This window comes from Bacillus timonensis, from assembly GCF_004799755.1.
GTDB classification, from domain to species: domain Bacteria; phylum Bacillota; class Bacilli; order Bacillales; family Bacillaceae_L; genus Ferdinandcohnia; species Ferdinandcohnia timonensis_A.
In genome coordinates this window covers 20,704-37,009 of the sequence record NZ_SLUB01000046.1, presented here as the reverse complement: position 1 = coordinate 37,009, position 16,306 = coordinate 20,704, and the positions used below count along the sequence as shown (strand labels likewise).

14 protein-coding genes are annotated in these 16,306 nt (G+C 39.8%); 4 read left to right on the top strand and 10 right to left on the bottom strand.

All coding sequences use genetic code 11. From position 1 onward, the window contains the following. Positions 1–256, top strand: a 256-nt coding sequence (locus E1I69_RS18825; RefSeq protein ID WP_136381100.1) for a transposase, incomplete at its 5' end; no start/stop codon positions are given. 173 nt (positions 257–429) lie between these two features. Here E1I69_RS18825 and E1I69_RS18820 read toward each other — a convergent pair. Further along, the gene (locus E1I69_RS18820; RefSeq protein ID WP_431731893.1) at positions 430–693 is read right to left on the bottom strand and encodes a DUF3949 domain-containing protein; all 264 of its coding nucleotides are present in this window, start codon (positions 691–693) and stop codon (positions 430–432) included. 208 nt (positions 694–901) lie between these two features. Between E1I69_RS18820 and E1I69_RS18815 the strand changes: the two genes are divergently transcribed. After that, positions 902–1,540 (top strand): lysozyme inhibitor LprI family protein, encoded by a 639-nt coding sequence (locus E1I69_RS18815; protein WP_136381098.1) that lies wholly within the window; start codon positions 902–904, stop codon positions 1,538–1,540. A gap of 70 nt (positions 1,541–1,610) precedes the next feature. On the opposite strand, the gene E1I69_RS18810 is transcribed toward E1I69_RS18815, so the two are convergent. The 4 genes from E1I69_RS18810 to gatC all read right to left on the bottom strand — a co-directional run bounded on the left by E1I69_RS18810 (position 1,611) and on the right by gatC (position 6,044). Then, entirely contained in the window at positions 1,611–2,171 is a 561-nt protein-coding gene (locus E1I69_RS18810; protein ID WP_136381097.1) for a GNAT family N-acetyltransferase, read from the bottom strand. A gap of 665 nt (positions 2,172–2,836) precedes the next feature. Then, complete coding sequence (gatB, locus tag E1I69_RS18805; RefSeq protein ID WP_136381096.1) at positions 2,837–4,267, bottom strand: Asp-tRNA(Asn)/Glu-tRNA(Gln) amidotransferase subunit GatB; 1,431 nt, start codon at positions 4,265–4,267, stop codon at positions 2,837–2,839. A gap of 14 nt (positions 4,268–4,281) precedes the next feature. Then, the gene (gatA, locus tag E1I69_RS18800) at positions 4,282–5,739 is read right to left on the bottom strand and encodes an Asp-tRNA(Asn)/Glu-tRNA(Gln) amidotransferase subunit GatA (protein WP_136381095.1); all 1,458 of its coding nucleotides are present in this window, start codon (positions 5,737–5,739) and stop codon (positions 4,282–4,284) included. A 14-nt stretch (positions 5,740–5,753) separates the two neighbouring features. Next, on the bottom strand, positions 5,754–6,044 hold the full coding sequence (gene gatC / locus E1I69_RS18795; RefSeq protein ID WP_136381094.1) for an Asp-tRNA(Asn)/Glu-tRNA(Gln) amidotransferase subunit GatC: 291 nt from the start codon (positions 6,042–6,044) through the stop codon (positions 5,754–5,756). Between the two features lie 194 nt (positions 6,045–6,238). Between gatC and E1I69_RS18790 the strand changes: the two genes are divergently transcribed. After that, positions 6,239–6,556: a thioredoxin family protein gene (locus E1I69_RS18790; protein WP_136381093.1), complete on the top strand. Its 318-nt coding sequence runs from the start codon at positions 6,239–6,241 to the stop codon at positions 6,554–6,556. 54 nt (positions 6,557–6,610) lie between these two features. On the opposite strand, the gene putP is transcribed toward E1I69_RS18790, so the two are convergent. Continuing rightward, positions 6,611–8,125 carry a sodium/proline symporter PutP gene (putP, locus tag E1I69_RS18785; RefSeq protein ID WP_136381092.1) on the bottom strand — a complete coding sequence of 505 codons (1,515 nt, stop codon included), beginning with the start codon at positions 8,123–8,125 and terminating at the stop codon, positions 6,611–6,613. A gap of 461 nt (positions 8,126–8,586) precedes the next feature. Between putP and E1I69_RS18780 the strand changes: the two genes are divergently transcribed. Next, positions 8,587–8,889 carry an iron-sulfur cluster assembly accessory protein gene (locus E1I69_RS18780; RefSeq protein ID WP_136381091.1) on the top strand — a complete coding sequence of 101 codons (303 nt, stop codon included), beginning with the start codon at positions 8,587–8,589 and terminating at the stop codon, positions 8,887–8,889. Between the two features lie 141 nt (positions 8,890–9,030). Here the strand turns inward: E1I69_RS18780 and pruA are convergent, their stop codons facing one another. From pruA to pcrA, 4 genes are all read right to left on the bottom strand, one after another. Beyond that, positions 9,031–10,578, bottom strand: a complete 1,548-nt coding sequence (gene pruA / locus E1I69_RS18775; RefSeq protein ID WP_136381090.1) for an L-glutamate gamma-semialdehyde dehydrogenase — start codon at positions 10,576–10,578, stop codon at positions 9,031–9,033. Positions 10,579–10,755: 177 nt separating this feature from the next. Further along, the gene (locus tag E1I69_RS18770) at positions 10,756–11,976 is read right to left on the bottom strand and encodes a CamS family sex pheromone protein (RefSeq protein WP_136381089.1); all 1,221 of its coding nucleotides are present in this window, start codon (positions 11,974–11,976) and stop codon (positions 10,756–10,758) included. A gap of 13 nt (positions 11,977–11,989) precedes the next feature. After that, positions 11,990–13,996 (bottom strand): NAD-dependent DNA ligase LigA, encoded by a 2,007-nt coding sequence (ligA, locus tag E1I69_RS18765; RefSeq protein WP_136381088.1) that lies wholly within the window; start codon positions 13,994–13,996, stop codon positions 11,990–11,992. 19 nt (positions 13,997–14,015) lie between these two features. Then, complete coding sequence (pcrA, locus tag E1I69_RS18760) at positions 14,016–16,244, bottom strand: DNA helicase PcrA (protein ID WP_136381103.1); 2,229 nt, start codon at positions 16,242–16,244, stop codon at positions 14,016–14,018. Positions 16,245–16,306 lie beyond the last annotated feature (62 nt).

Below are 16,306 nucleotides of genomic sequence, written 5' to 3'. Positions count from 1 at the left end.
AGGAAATCACGAAAGTGCTGGAAAAAGAAAAAGTACACGTGCGGTGAAAGGAAACCCTCATATTAAGTCAGCGTTATGCGAGGCAGCCTGGGCAGCTTCAAGGAGTCGGAATACAAGGTTATCTGCTAAATATTGGTCATTGGCTGCAAGGAGGGGGAAGAAAAAAGCACTCGTTGCCATTGGACATCGAATGCTTACAATCATCTATCACATGCTAAAGAACAAAGAACCCTACCACGAGTCAACAGTAAATTAGCAGTATAGACAAACAATAGAAATATTATTCGAGTAACCATAAAGATTAGGTAGCTCTGCTTTCCTATTGTCAAAATTAAGTTAGTATTAGGATAAACAGATCGGGTGAGATTTAAACCCGGGGATTATTTTCACAGAAAAAAGACCCTCAACACTGAAGGCCTGCCGATCCCATTATTTATTTCGATGAATGATTTTATAGATTAAGGTTGCGATTAAGGTTGATGGCAGATTTATAAGACTTCCTTGAAGATTGAATTGTAATTGCTGTTCTTCAAAAGACATATCATCGTATGTTTCGTTATGGCTTTTTTTCGTTCTTTTGAATTCTTCCTTCGTTGCCGCTATGTTTCGGTACTGAATCGGAATCATCACTAAAACGTAAAGAAGAAGAATGCCACCGATTACATAAAAGAGTAAACCGTCTTCCATCATCATTTCCCCCTTGAAAAAAATCATATACCTAGTTTACGAATGGCACCCTTAGAAGGTTTCAAATAAATGTCATTTTTTTAATCTGAACAACTCATTTCCTGCGTACCTGCCATATTTAAACATAAAATGACAAATTAGTAAGGAAATAATAGATATTATGTTAAAATATGTGAGGACTGGATATTTTCGTAACAGGAGGAGACCCATTACCATGAAACATTATAGAAAAAATTTATTTGCAATACTGACAGTTGCATTTGTGATTTTGTTGGCGGCTTGTCAAGACTCATCTGAAGAATCAGGTACCAAGTTAGACAAACCATCCCAAAATGAGCAGACATCTCCAAATAAAAAAGATGATACTGCTAATACAGATTCAACGGAAACTGCTTCAAACACAGACAACACTAAAACTAGTAATATTGAGACAAATGAAAAAGAAGATACATCAAACATTGTACCCGAGAAAAAAGAAACTCAATCTTCGATTACTACAACAAATTTAAAGGAAGAGTATCTCAACAAATTAAATGATAATAAAAAAGAAACCGATGAAATGGAAGCAACCGATACATCCACCTTCGCTTTAAAAAAAGTGGAAAACGATCGATGGGAAGCTTGGGATGAATTGTTGAATGAAGTTTATGGAGTCCTAAAGGGGCAACTTTCGGCAGAAGAGATGGATCAATTGAGAAATGAGCAACGTGATTGGATAAAATATAGAGATGAATCTGCATTAGAAGCATCACTAAAATACAAAGGTGGTACCCAGGAACATTTAGAATATGTGGCTGTACTAGCAAATCTTACAGAAGTAAGATGCTATGAACTAGTTGAAGATTATATGTAAAAGTGTGAATCGAGGATTTAAAGGCATTGCTAGTTTGCAATGCCTTTTAGACTACCACATATAAAAGTTCTTACACTATTTTTGCATAGATACATGTATTTCTTAATTCATTTGTTTCAGGGGATACATCCTCGTTTTTTAAGATTGCTTCCAAAGTAAACCCCAACCGCTCTGGAATCGCTCGACTCTTCCTGTTTTTTTCATCGCACCTTATTTCAACTCTATTTGCCTTCAACTCATTGAAAGCAAAATCTGCAATGCCTTTAACCGCTTCGGTCATGTAGCCTTTTCCACTAAAACGACTATCAATCCAGTATCCTATTTCAAACTTAGGGACAGCCCAATCAATTCTATGTAATCCAGAAGATGCAATGAATTCCCCGGTTTCTTTTAAAAATACTAGTAATCTTAAATCCTCTCTTTTTAAAAAGGATATATGCGATTCTCTAATATTTAATTCAACATCTCGTTCCGATTGCTCTTTTTGAGCAAATGGCATCCACGGTTTAAGCTCATTTATTGAAGCCTTAATCGCATCATGTACAACTTTTCCGTCTCCTGGTTTTGGCATACGAATGACTAATCTTTCCGTCGTAAATTCTTCTGGAAACTCTATAAGCATTGGGTTCATTCTTCTCTCTCCCTTTTCCAAAATTCTCCTTTTTGATATCATACGTTTTTTCCTCACTAAAATCAATGAATCAAAACGTATGTTTATCCTATGTTTTTTTGTGAACTTTGGGGAATACGCGTTTACTGTGTTTATCCGAGCTCCTTGTCGGGGTCTAGCTGAGCGAGCGATTCCTACAAAGCTCCGCTTGCGGGACATGTACAGCGCTATTTTCGTCAAGCATGTATCACTAGAACCGTCTTGCGGCACATGCTCTGCGCTATTTTCGTCAAGCATGTATCACTAGAAAACGTCTTGCGGCACATGCTCAGGACTATTTTAGACAAGTATGTATCACTAGAACTGTCTTGCGGCACATGCTCTGCGCTATTTTAGACAAGCATGTATCACTAGAACCGTCTTGCGGCACATGCTCAGGACTATTTTAGACAAGCATGTATCGCTAGGACAGTCTTGAGGGACATGTACAGCGCTATTTTAGACAAGCATGTATCGCTAGAACGTCTTACGGGACATGGACTGCGCTACTTTTACCAAGCATGTAACACTAGAACCGTCTTGAGGGACATGCTCAGCGCTATTTCATCCGAACATGTACACTTAGTCCTCCCCCTTCCCCGGTGTACACGAAAAGAGACCTGCTCTTTCAGCAGGTCCTTTTCCAATTAAAGCTTATTCATTTCTTCAACAAGGATTTTGTTAACCATTTGTGGGTTAGCTTGTCCTTTCGTTTGTTTCATGACTTGACCGACCAGGAAGCCGATTGCTTTTCCTTTTCCGTTCTTATAATCTTCTACTGATTGAGGGTTGTTTGAGATAACCTCAACAATAATCTTTGTCAGGGCACCTTCATCTGAAATCTGAACGAGTCCTTTTTCTTTCACGATCGCCTCCGCATCTCCGCCTTTTTCAATTAATTCTTTAAAGACCGTTTTCGCAATCTTAGAAGAGATCGTTCCGTTCTCGATTAGCTTAATCATGCCTGCAAGACTCGCTGGAGTTAAGGCAATATCATGCAATTCTTTCTGCTCCGCATTGAGGTAACCGGAAACCTCACCCATAATCCAGTTGGATGCTTGCTTTGCATCTGCACCGTTTGCAACTGTTTCTTCAAAGAAATCTGAAGTTTCTTTCGTAACAGTAAGTACTGCTGCATCATATTCAGGAAGACCAAGTTCTTCGATATAACGTTTTTTACGAGCGTCTGGAAGTTCAGGAATTTCAGCGCGAACTCTTTCCATCCATTCATCGTCAATATAAAGTTCCACTAGGTCAGGTTCAGGGAAGTAACGGTAATCATCCGAACCTTCCTTCACACGCATTAAAATCGTTGATTTTGACGATTCATCATATCGGCGTGTTTCTTGTTCAATCACACCACCTGCAGATAAAACTTCTGCTTGGCGAATTTCCTCATACTCAAGACCATTTTTAACAAATGCGAATGAGTTCAAGTTCTTTAACTCTGTCTTTGTACCAAACTCTTTTTGACCGACAGGACGTAATGAAATGTTGGCATCACATCGAAGTGAGCCCTCCTCCATTTTACAGTCAGACACACCTGTATATTGGACAATTGATTTTAATTTTTCCAAGTAGGCATATGCTTCTTCAGGCGTACGAATGTCTGGCTCTGATACGATTTCAATCAATGGTGTACCTTGACGGTTCAAGTCGACCAATGAATAGCCTCGACCAGAGTGAGTAAGCTTACCAGCATCTTCTTCTAGGTGAAGTCGAGTAATCCCAATCTTTTTCTTTTCCCCGTTCACTTCAATTTCAATCCAGCCATGCTCACCGATTGGCTTATCAAATTGAGAGATTTGGTAGGCCTTTGGATTATCCGGATAAAAATAGTTTTTACGGTCAAATTTTGTTTCCTGGTTAATCTCACAGTTTAATGCCATCGCAGCCTTCATTGCCCACTCAACGGCTTTTTTATTAACAACCGGGAGAACACCTGGATATCCTAGTTCCACGACACTTGTGTTTGTATTTGGAGCAGCCCCGAATTCGTTTGGCGCGCTCGAAAATATTTTTGATTCGGTTTTCAGTTCGACGTGAACCTCCAACCCGATAACTGTTTCAAACTTCATTTTGTTTTCCCCCCTTACAGTTGTGGTTTTTGTTTATGATGATCGGTTGCTTTTTCAAATGCATCTGCAACACGGTAAATGGTGCTTTCATCAAAATGCTTTCCAATAATTTGGAGTCCTAGTGGTAATCCATTTGAAAAACCACATGGAACTGATATTCCTGGTACACCCGCAAGGTTTACTGGGATGGTTAAGATATCATTGGCATACATAGTAAGTGGGTCGTCCATGTTTTCACCAATTTTAAATGCTGGTGTTGGTGTGGTAGGTCCAATGATTACATCGTATTTTTCAAAAACATCTTCAAAGTCTTTCTTGATTAATGTACGAACTTTCTGCGCTTTTTTATAGTAAGCATCATAATACCCTGAGCTGAGCGCAAACGTTCCAAGCATAATTCGACGTTTTACCTCGTCTCCAAAGCCCTCGCTTCTTGTTTGCTTGTACATTTCAATCAGATTTTCGGCATTGTCTGTACGATATCCGTAACGAACCCCGTCAAAACGAGCAAGGTTTGCAGATGCCTCAGATGATGATAGTAAGTAATACGTAGCAAGTGCATATTTGGAATGTGGAAGTGAAACTTCTTCCCAAGTTGCACCAAGTCCTTCAAGAACTTTTAAGGAATCAAGAACAGATTGACGAACTTCCTCATTTACACCCTCACCAAGATATTCCTTTGGCACTGCGATTTTTAGACCCTTAACATCACCCTTAAGTGCTGATACATAGTTTGGTACGTCCACATTAGCAGAAGTGGAATCCATCGGATCCACTCCAGAAATCGCCTGTAAGAGATAAGCATTATCCTCAACTGTGCGAGTAAGCGGACCGATTTGATCTAATGACGACGCAAAAGCGATTAAACCAAAACGCGAGACTCTTCCGTACGTAGGTTTTAAACCAACCACCCCACAGAAAGCTGCTGGTTGACGAATCGAACCACCTGTATCGGAGCCAAGCGAGAAAAAAACTTCTCCTGCTGCAACTGCTGCTGCCGAACCACCACTAGATCCTCCTGGAACATGATCCAGATCCCATGGGTTTTTTGTTACCATGAATCCAGAGTTTTCATTCGATGACCCCATTGCAAATTCGTCCATGTTCAACTTACCAACTGTAACCGTTTGAGCCTTTTGAAGCTTTTGGACAGCTGTTGCATCATAGATAGGATCAAAGTTTTCGAGAATTTTACTCGCTGCCGTCGTACGAAGGCCTTTTGTGACAATATTGTCTTTCACACCGATTGGCATACCAAATAATAGACCCAGCGCGTCGCTATTTCCAAGCGCTTCATCTAATTGCTTTGCATAATCTCTTGCATTTTCTTCATTTAGTGTTAAAAAAGCTTGTACCTTATCATCAACCGCGTTGATTCGCTTAAATGACTCGTCTACAAGGTCCGAAACTGAAATTTCTTTTTTATGTAAAAGTGAATGTAATTCTGAGACTTTATGATCAAAAAGTGACAACCTTTCTCCCCCCTTTATTCAATGATTGATGGTACACGGAATTGACCATCCTTTGCATCTGGTGCATTTTTTAATACTTCTTCAACAGGTAATCCTTCTTTTGCGACATCTTCACGCATCACATTTTTCACAGACAGTACATGTGAAGTTGGCTCCACATTTTCTGTATTTAATTCATTTAATTGCTCTGCAAATGAAATAATCCCATCCAACTGTTGTTGGAACATCTTTGCTTCTTCTTCCGTTACGGCTAAACGCGCTAAGTTTGCAACATGTTTTACTTCTTCAATCGAAATCCTCGACATTTCCCTTCACCTCCACCGTCCATACAATATACTGATAATATCAAAAATTACAGGCGTTCGGCAACAATTCCTCCCTCATTCTTCCCGATTTTGAAAAGAACCAACACAAAAAATGGGGTCGGGCAGATTATTTTTCTTTTCGATTAGGAATTTGATATAGTAAGGTTGCAATTAATGGAGGTGGAGGGAAAGAAATGGAGAGAATTACTTCTGTCGAACAGTTTAATGAGATTATTCAATCTGAAGGGGCTATTGTAAAATTCGATACAACATGGTGTCCAGATTGCCGACGCCTAGAAGCGTTTATTGGCGAGGTTCTTGAAACACACAACAGTGTTCCTTGGTACAGCATGGACAAGGACGAGTTTCCTGAAATCGCTGAAAAGTATGATGTGATGGGAATCCCAAGTCTCCTTTATTATAAAGGCGGAGAAAAGCTTGGCCACTTACATAGTGCGAACGCAAAAACTCCGGAGCAAGTAAATGAATATCTTGAAGGATTAGGAATCTAAACATAAAAAGGCCGTTACCTGCAAAAGGAACGGCCTCTTTTTTATTCGATCAATTTATGCGTTTTTTAGTTTTTCTTTTACATCGTCAAACTCATCTTGGATTTCTTGGGATGGTGCTTTTGTAACTAAGCTGACGACGATAATCGAAATTAGGGCAAGTAGGAAACCTGGAACGATTTCATACAAGCTAAATGGAATGACGGCTTCTTTTATAACCTCTCCAGCCTCATTCAACTTAGGTGTAGAAAGAATACTCCAGACAACGACTGTAACTGCTCCTACGATCATTCCGGCTAACGCTCCCCAACGATTCATCCGTTTCCAGAATAGGGAGAGAATGATAACAGGACCAAATGCAGCTCCGAATCCTGCCCATGCATACCCAACCAGATCTAATATCTTACTATCCCGGTCATAACCTAGGAAAATAGCAACTACTGCAATCACCAGAACTGCAATTCTACCAACCCACATTTCTTCTTTTGGACTCGCATTCTTTTTAAATATCGCTTTATAGAAGTCCTGTGTCAAGGCACTTGAAGAAACTAGCAATTGGGAATCAACAGTACTCATAATAGCTGCGAGAATCGCTGCTAATAAGAACCCAGCCACCCATGGGTTAAATAATACTTGTGAAAAGACAATGAATACCGTCTCTGCATTATCTAATGGAGTATCTGCAAAATATGCAATACCTGTAAAACCAATAAAGATTGCACCAAATAATGATAAGACCATCCATGTCATTCCGATAAAACGGGCTTTCGGAATTTCCTTTGTTGACTTAATTCCCATAAATCGAACAATAATATGTGGTTGCCCAAAATAACCTAGGCCCCACGCTAACAGTGAAATTATCCCTAATGTCGTTGCTCCAGACATGACATCTAAATAAGCTGGATCAATTGCTCCAATCTTATTCACTGTCTCTCCCCATCCACCTAATTCAAAGATGGTCACAATTGGAATAATGATTAATGCTAAGAACATCAAGATTCCTTGAACAAAATCGGTCCAGCTTGCGGCTAAGAAACCACCAAAGAATGTATAGGAAAGGATAACACCGGCTCCAACCCATAAGGCGAGTTCATAGTCCATCTTAAATGAGCTTTCTAAAAGAATCGCTCCACCGACAAGACTTGCAGAAGTATAGAAGGTAAAAAACACTAAGATAACAACCGCGGATATAACACGTAGAAGCTTTGAATGGTCACGGAATCGATTCTCAAAATAATCGGGTACCGTAATCGAGTCCTTTGATACCTCTGTATACACTCGGAAAGGCTTCGCGATAAATTGCCAGTTCAGGTAAGCACCTATCGATAAACCAACAGCAAGCCAAATTTCACCCATTCCACCGGCATACAAGGCTCCAGGCAAACCAAGCATGAGCCAACTACTCATGTCAGACGATCCGGCACTTAATGCAGCAACTCCTGCACCTAGTCGTCTTCCACCCAAGACATAGTCTGTTAGATTTTTCGTCATTCTCGCAGCCAGAATGCCAATGACTAGCATCCCAATAAGATAAATAATAATGGCTGTTAACGTTTGTGGATTAATATCCATGTTTAGACATCCTCTCCTTTGTCTGTAAATAATGTGATTGCTGATAGTACGATTAACGAAAGCATTGGCACGAACAACCAAAACCATGTAGCACCTGTTAAACTATATTCCACACTTTCACCCCTCTTTTTTGTTTTTTTCTATCCTTATGCAGTTATATACAATTTCATGATAATTCCTATTTTTCGATAATAACTGCACTACATAAAAAACACCTTTTAATCGTAACATAATATCATTTACTGAACAGAATGAAAATTCTGCATTGGAATTTAAAATGTATAATTATTCACTAATCTAGATTAAATTTGCAATATGTATCTAATAATCTAATATCTATTCATGAAAACTAATAAAATTAAATTGAACTTTTTTCGAAAAAAAGCTATATATTTGTTATTTTTCAGAAATACTGAGAAAATAAGTAGTATAAAATTTTAATTGGAAATGGGAGAATCAGGATGAATGTAAAAATTAATCGTAATGCGGCAAAAATAATGAAGAAGATGCTCGAAAGTGAAGAATCTGAAGGAAAAATGCTTCGTGTTGTCATCACAGAACATCATGGCAACCACGCCCATTACGCCCTTCAATTTGATCATCCAACAGAGCATGATGAAATTGTAAAAACCGATAAAGATGTTGAAGTCCTTCTAGATACAAGGGATGCAGAGTTTTTAGATGGTATCTGGATCCAATTTTTCTATGTTCCTGAAGAACAATTTGTCATCACAAATCCTAAAAAGGGGCATCATCACCATTAATAGTAAAAACGCGCGGTGAATTCTCCGCGCGTTTTTGTTTGCTCTCATTCAGTCAAGAGACATTACTACGACTTTAAATAACGTTTTTATTATCGAATTCTATAATCACTCCCATTTACGATAAGAGTGGGAGTTTCATTTTCACAGCATTTCTGAAGTTGTTTTTGCTTGCATGTGAAGGATTAGGTAGTCTGGGCCACCTGCTTTTGAATCTGTTCCAGACATATTGAAGCCACCAAATGGTTGATAGCCTACAATTGCACCTGTACATCCACGATTGAAGTAGAGATTACCCACATGGAAGTCTTCTTTCGCTTTTTCAATATTTGCTCGGTTATTTGAGATTACTGCACCGGTTAATCCATACTCTGTGTTATTTGCAATGTCAATTGCATGGTCGAAGTCTTGTGCTTTACAGAATGCCACAACAGGTCCAAAGATTTCCTCCTTCATGATGCGCGAATCCTCCGCTACATCAGCGAAGATGGTTGGTTGGATGAACCAGCCCTTCGAGTCGTCTCCTTCCCCGCCATGAAGGAGTTTCCCTTCGTTCTTTCCAATTTCAACATAGCTCATGATCTTGTCATACGCACCTTGGTCATTAACCGGGCCCATAAATGTTGCCTTTTGTGTCGGGTCACCGACAGTTAATTCTTTTGTTAATTCAACCGCGCGGTTAAGTACCTCATCATATACATCTTCTACTATAACTGCTCGTGAACATGCTGAACATTTTTGTCCAGAAAATCCGAATGCAGATGCAACAATGGATTTTGCCGCAAGTTCTAAATCTGCTTCTTTATCCACAACAATTGTATCTTTACCGCCCATTTCTGCGATGACGCGTTTTAGCCAAATTTGACCTTCATTCAATTTGGAAGCACGCTCATAGATTCGTAGACCTACATCACGTGAACCTGTAAAACTAATAAAGCGAGTTTTCGCATGATCGACTAGGTAGTCACCAACTTCAGAACCGCTTCCTGGTATATAGTTAACTACCCCTGCAGGTAGTCCTGCTTCTTCGAGAACCTCCATGAATTTTGCTGCAATGACTGGAGTTGTACTAGCTGGTTTTAGTAGTACGGTGTTACCTGAAACTAAAGCGGCTGTTGTCATACCAGCCATAATTGCGAACGCAAAGTTCCAAGGCGAAATGACAACCCCAACACCTAACGGGATGTAAGTAAAACGATTATGTTCAATTGGACGGCTTTCTACTGGAATGCCATCCTTTAATTTCAACATTTGACGTCCATAGTACTCCATGAAGTCAATCGCTTCTGCAGTATCTGCGTCCGCTTCATTCCATGGCTTGCCTGCTTCTTTTACAAGAATTGCAGAAAACTCATGTTTCCGACGACGTACAATCGCTGCAGCTTTAAAAAGAATATTAGCACGCATTTCTGGGTTTGATTTTCTCCATGTTTGGAACGTTTCATATGCAACCTGCATGGCCTGTTCAGCTAACTCACGATTAGCTTTTGAAACACGACCGACTACTTCTTCCTTGTTTGCAGGATTAACAGAGACTATTTTATCTTCGGTTGAGATGCGTTTACCACCAATGATTAAATCATAATCATTACCTAAATATGCTTCAACTGTTTTAAGGCCGGCCTCAAACGCTTTCTTATTTTCTTCAATTGAAAAGTCCGTAAATGGTTCATGTTTATATGGTACTACCATTCTACTCCGCCTCCCTTAGTGTTTAAATGTAACAATCTCATTCTACTAAAATAAAGCGCTTTCTTCAAATGATAATCTAAACTTTACGAAGTTCGACAATTTTCGTGAAGCTGCTATAATACGGTTACAAACTGAAATAAACAAGACCTACCGCATGGCAGATCTTGTTTCTCCAGTTTAATTATATACATGTACGATTGGTTCGCTTTCACCTGCATCCCTTACAATAACACTTTCTGCACCACTTTCAGATTCGATATACACCTGAAGTGATATATAGTTATCAAAATGCTCCATAATGAGCCCTGTTACATATTGGGTGAATCCAATTACCTCTGCTTTTCCATAGAATTGCATCGGAATAGTTAAAGTTAGCTCCTTTAATTCTTCATCTTTGTAAAAGCCTCTTCCGACAACCGCTGTGAAATTCGGGAAAAATTCAGCGATGGCGTCTGAAAAATTTTGTACCATTAACGCATCGTCAGGATAATTGTTTTTTGCCTCGTTTGATGGGAAGAAATAATACTTTTCATTAATGGTTTCCCATTTCCCAATTTTGGAGGAGTTCGCGTCCACTTTTGCCTTCATAATAAAGTTACCCGGAGCAACAGAACTCGCTGCCTCTTGTTTAAATAAAGCAACCACGATCGGAATATCCCGAATACTTGCATATTCCTTTTTAGTTCGAATTCGGTTAATAATTTCTTCAGCTGCTTTTTTACCTTCTCTTTCAATATCAGCATCTGAAATCTCTACATCTCTCGGATAGCCACCCATTGAGTCAGGAAGATTATAATAGTGGTGGGAGTTTATACCTATCCCAATCACAATCCCTCCAACCTCTAGCTTATCCTCGTTATTTTTGATTAAATAATTCTGCTCGGCAATTGCTCCAACATAAATCGGGCTCTTCTTCATCGCCGCTTCATATCCTGGATCCTCATTTGATGTATCAAAAATCGGGTTTAGCCCTTCGTTTGGTAATGGTTTAGGATTTTTCTTGTCTTTGGCCACTGCCACTTCATATGCTTTTTGCTGAGCATCGGTTCGTTTTCGCTTTAACCAGTCTTGAACTGTATCTTTTTCTAAATACTGACCTTCTTGAAAAAAGTATTTATCAGATGGATATGAATCTTGAGCGATTCGCATTAATCCCGTCTCAAATTCATCAATATCCAAACGATTGTTAATGTAAGCTGAGACAATCCCCCGTGCTTTTCCAGTTTTATAAGGGATGACCGCTTTATAATAAGAATCTGAAATATTATATCTAGGTATAATCGCCTTTTCCGCTTTTTTATCTGAATCCTGCACGACCTCTGTCTCTTGATCAAATTTTGGCGCACATCCAGATAAGAGAAGCAGCATCGCCAAACCTAGAATGTATAGGTTTCTCACGTTCGAACACCTCTTACTTCCTTAGTTCTTGTACCAGTCTGTCCTCATCCCAAATTTCAATTTGTAAATCTTGTGCTTTTGAAAGCTTAGAACCTGCTGCTTCACCCGCAACTAGAAGATCTGTGCTTTTACTTACACTACCTGTCACTTTTCCCCCAAGTGCCTCAATTTCTGCCTTTGCTTCATTTCTAGTTAATTGCTCAAGCTTACCAGTGAGGACGATGGTCTTTCCAGCAAAGTAGGAATCACTATCCTCCACTGACACAAGCTTAGGACCCTTATATTCCATATTTATTCCATATTGACGCAGTTCATTTAAAAGTTCATGAACCTCTGGTTGCTCGAAATAGGTGACAACGGCATCTGCCATTTTTTCACCGATTTCATTAATGGCTGTCAGTTCTTCTAGAGTTGCAGCCTGTAGCTTATCCATCGTTTCAAAATGTTGAGCCAGGGTTTTTGCAGCCTTTGCCCCGACATGGCGAATTCCTAAACCAAATAAAAGCTTTTCTAAGGAATTCGATTTCGATACCTCAATTGCAGTTAGCAAATTATCAGCTGATTTTTCACCCATGCGCTCAAGATTGATTAGCTGTTTATGCGTCAATGTATAGATATCAGCTACATCGGTGATTAGTTTTTCATCGAATAATTGCGAAATAACCTTTTCTCCGAGTCCATCAATATTCATCGCATTACGAGAAACGAAATGAATCAAGCCTTCCCTAATCTGGGCAGGGCATTTCGGGTTAATACAGCGTAAAGCGACTTCTCCGTCTAAGCGAACTAACTCACTATCACAGTCAGGACAGTGTGTCGGCATGAAAAATTCTGACTCTTCACCAGTCCGTTTTTCAACAAGAACATTCACAACCTCCGGAATGATGTCTCCCGCTTTTTTCACAACAACATAGTCCCCAATGCGGATATCCTTTTCTCGGATTAAATCCTCATTATGAAGGGAAGCCCGCTGAACGGTTGTACCCGCAACACGAACTGGCTCTAAGATTGCCGTCGGCGTAATGACTCCCGTTCTCCCAACGCTTAATTCGATATCAATTAATTTTGTAACAACCTCTTCTGCCGGAAACTTGTAGGCAATTGCCCAACGTGGACTTTTCGCTGTAAAGCCAAGTTCATCCTGTTGATCAAAAGAATCCACCTTTATCACAATGCCATCAATATCATACGCAAGGGATGGGCGCTTTTCTGTCCATTCTGTAATGTATTCGAGAACTTCCTCGATAGTCGCACATTTTCTGCGTTCTGGATTTGTTTTAAAGCCAACTTCATCAAGCATATTAAGCCCTTCACTATGTGAATCAACGCCCAAATTGGTTGTATCCGCAATGGCATATAAAAAAATATCGAGATTGCGGCTTGCTGCAATTTTCGGGTCGAGCTGTCTTAATGAACCTGCCGCTGCATTCCGTGGATTTGCAAACGGTTCTTCCTCGTTCTGTAGTCTTTTAGTGTTTAACCTTTCGAATGATTTTCTAGGCATAAACGCTTCCCCGCGCACTTCAATATCAAGTGGCTGTTTCAAACGAAGCGGAATAGAGCGAATGGTCTTTAAGTTAACGGTAATATCTTCTCCTATTGTTCCATCACCACGTGTTGACCCTTGGACAAAACGCCCTTGTTCATAGCGAAGTGAAACAGCAAGACCATCTATCTTTAGTTCACACACATAGGAAATTGAGTCACCCACTGCCTGTCTGGCACGGCGGTCAAAATCACGCAAATCCTGCTCATTAAACGCATTTCCTAGACTTAACATCGGAATTTGGTGTTCTACTTTTTGAAAGGATTCAAGAACCTGTCCACCAACACGGACAGTAGGCGAATCCCCCGTCTTTAATTCCGGGAAATCCTCCTCAAGCCGGATCAACTCCCGCATCAGACGATCATATTCCGCATCCGGTACAGAAGGCTTATCCAACACATGGTATTCATAATTGTACTGATTTAAAAGCTCATGAAGCACATGAACTCGTTCTTGTGCTGTTGTTTTATCCATACATCCAATCCTCTCTTTCCTAATGCGATTTGGTGATTGGAGCAAATTTTGCAAGCAATCGTTTGATTCCTGTCGGACTAGGGAAAGCAATGTCTAATTCCTTTGATTCCCCTTCTCCTTTTACACTAACAACCGTACCAATTCCCCACTTTTTATGCTCGGCCTTGTCGCCCACCTTCCAGCCAATTTCATCTCCACCCGTCGACTGTGCAAGCGGTTTTGAGAATACTCTTCGTTCAGGCTGCCTAGAAGGTGAAGATGATGAAGAAAATGGAGTACGCATTTGCTGTTTACGCTGTGCACCTAAATCTTCAAGAAGATCTTCCGGAATTTCCGCAATAAATCGCGATACTGGATTCATTGAAGTCCGACCATATAGAGTTCTCATTTGGGCATTTGATATATATAGCTCTTCCTCTGCCCTAGTGATTCCTACATAAGCAAGTCGGCGCTCTTCCTCCATTTCAGCCTCTTCCATTAGGGAACGACTGTGTGGAAAGACTCCTTCTTCCAATCCCATCAGAAAGACAACTGGGAACTCAAGGCCTTTTGCTGAGTGCAAGGTCATAAGGACAACTGCATTATTTTTATCATTTTCATCTTCTTCAAGTTTATCAATGTCTGCTACCAATGCTAAATCGGTTAAGAACGCCACAAGACTCTTATCATCGTTTGCCTTCTCAAAATTTTGTGTAACAGATAAAAATTCTTCGATGTTTTCGATTCGGCTTTGCGATTCAAGTGTTTTTTCCGTCTTTAAGGCTTCTAAATAACCGGTTTTCTCTAACACATTCTCAACCAGTTCGGTAACCGATAAATAATCCTGCATTTGGTCCCAATTATGAATTAAATCACGAAACTCACGTAACGAATTGGTTATTTTCGCGCTTAAACCGATTTGCTCAACCTCTTGTAAGGCTTGAAAAATGGAAAGGTCTTGTGCAATCGCATAGTTTGCAATTTTATCAATAGAGGTTGCACCAATTCCACGCTTCGGCACATTAATAATTCTCGTTAAACTAATATCATCATCTGGATTGGCAATCACACGCAAGTACGCCAAAATATCCTTTATTTCTTTACGATCATAGAACTTAATTCCGCCGACAATTTGGTAATTAATATTGGATTTGAGCAGTACTTCCTCCATTACACGGGATTGTGCATTGGTTCGATATAAAATCGCGATATCTTTATAGGAACGTTTTCCGCCATTTACGAGTTCACGTATTTTTCCTGCCACAAATTGCGCTTCTCCAGACTCACTGTCAGCACGGTAATAAAAGATTTTATTCCCTTCATCATTTTCGGTCCAAAGATTTTTCGCTTTACGATTCATATTGTTTTGAATGACTTGGTTTGCTGCCTTTAGGATTCGTTGGGTTGAACGGTAATTTTGTTCAAGAAGAATCACTTTTGCATTTTTGTAGTCTTTTTCAAATGAAAGGATATTAGCAATATCTGCACCACGCCAACGGTAGATGGACTGATCGGAATCACCTACAACACATAAGTTCTTAAAACGTGATGCAAGGAGTTTAACTAGAATATACTGAGCACGGTTCGTATCCTGATACTCGTCCACATGAATGTATTGAAACTTACGTTGATAGAATTCGAGCACTTCTGGAACCCGCTTGAAAAGCTGAATCGTAATCATAATGAGATCATCAAAATCGAGTGCCTGATTTTTGCGAAGTCTCTTTTGATACAACTTATAGACGTCACTCACGATTTGTTCATACATCCCACCTGCTGTTTTTTCATACTCTTCAGGTGTTTGTAATTCATTTTTCGCACTGCTAATCGTACCAAGAATCGAACGTGGATCAAATTTTTTCGGATCAATGTTTTTCTCTTTTAAAATATTTTTAATAACCGAAAGCTGGTCAGTTGTGTCTAAAATTGAGAAATTGCGGTTGAAGCCTAAGCGGTCAATATCTCTACGTAAAATTCGTACACACATAGAGTGAAACGTTGAAATCCAAATGTCCTCAGCAGCACCGCCTAAGATTGCTTGAACACGCTCCTTCATCTCACGAGCTGCCTTGTTTGTGAAGGTAATCGCCAATATGTTCCAAGGCGCCACTTGCTTTTCCACCATTAAATAGGCAATACGGTGTGTTAAAACCCGAGTCTTTCCACTCCCCGCACCTGCCATAATTAGAAGTGGACCATCTGTTGCTTTAACGGCCTCTTGCTGCTGTTCGTTTAATCCTGCTAATAATTTATTGCTGATAAATTGCAATGTCTTCACCGTCCCTTTCTTGAATCGTACATACGTTCTATATTAGCCGATTTTAAATGAAA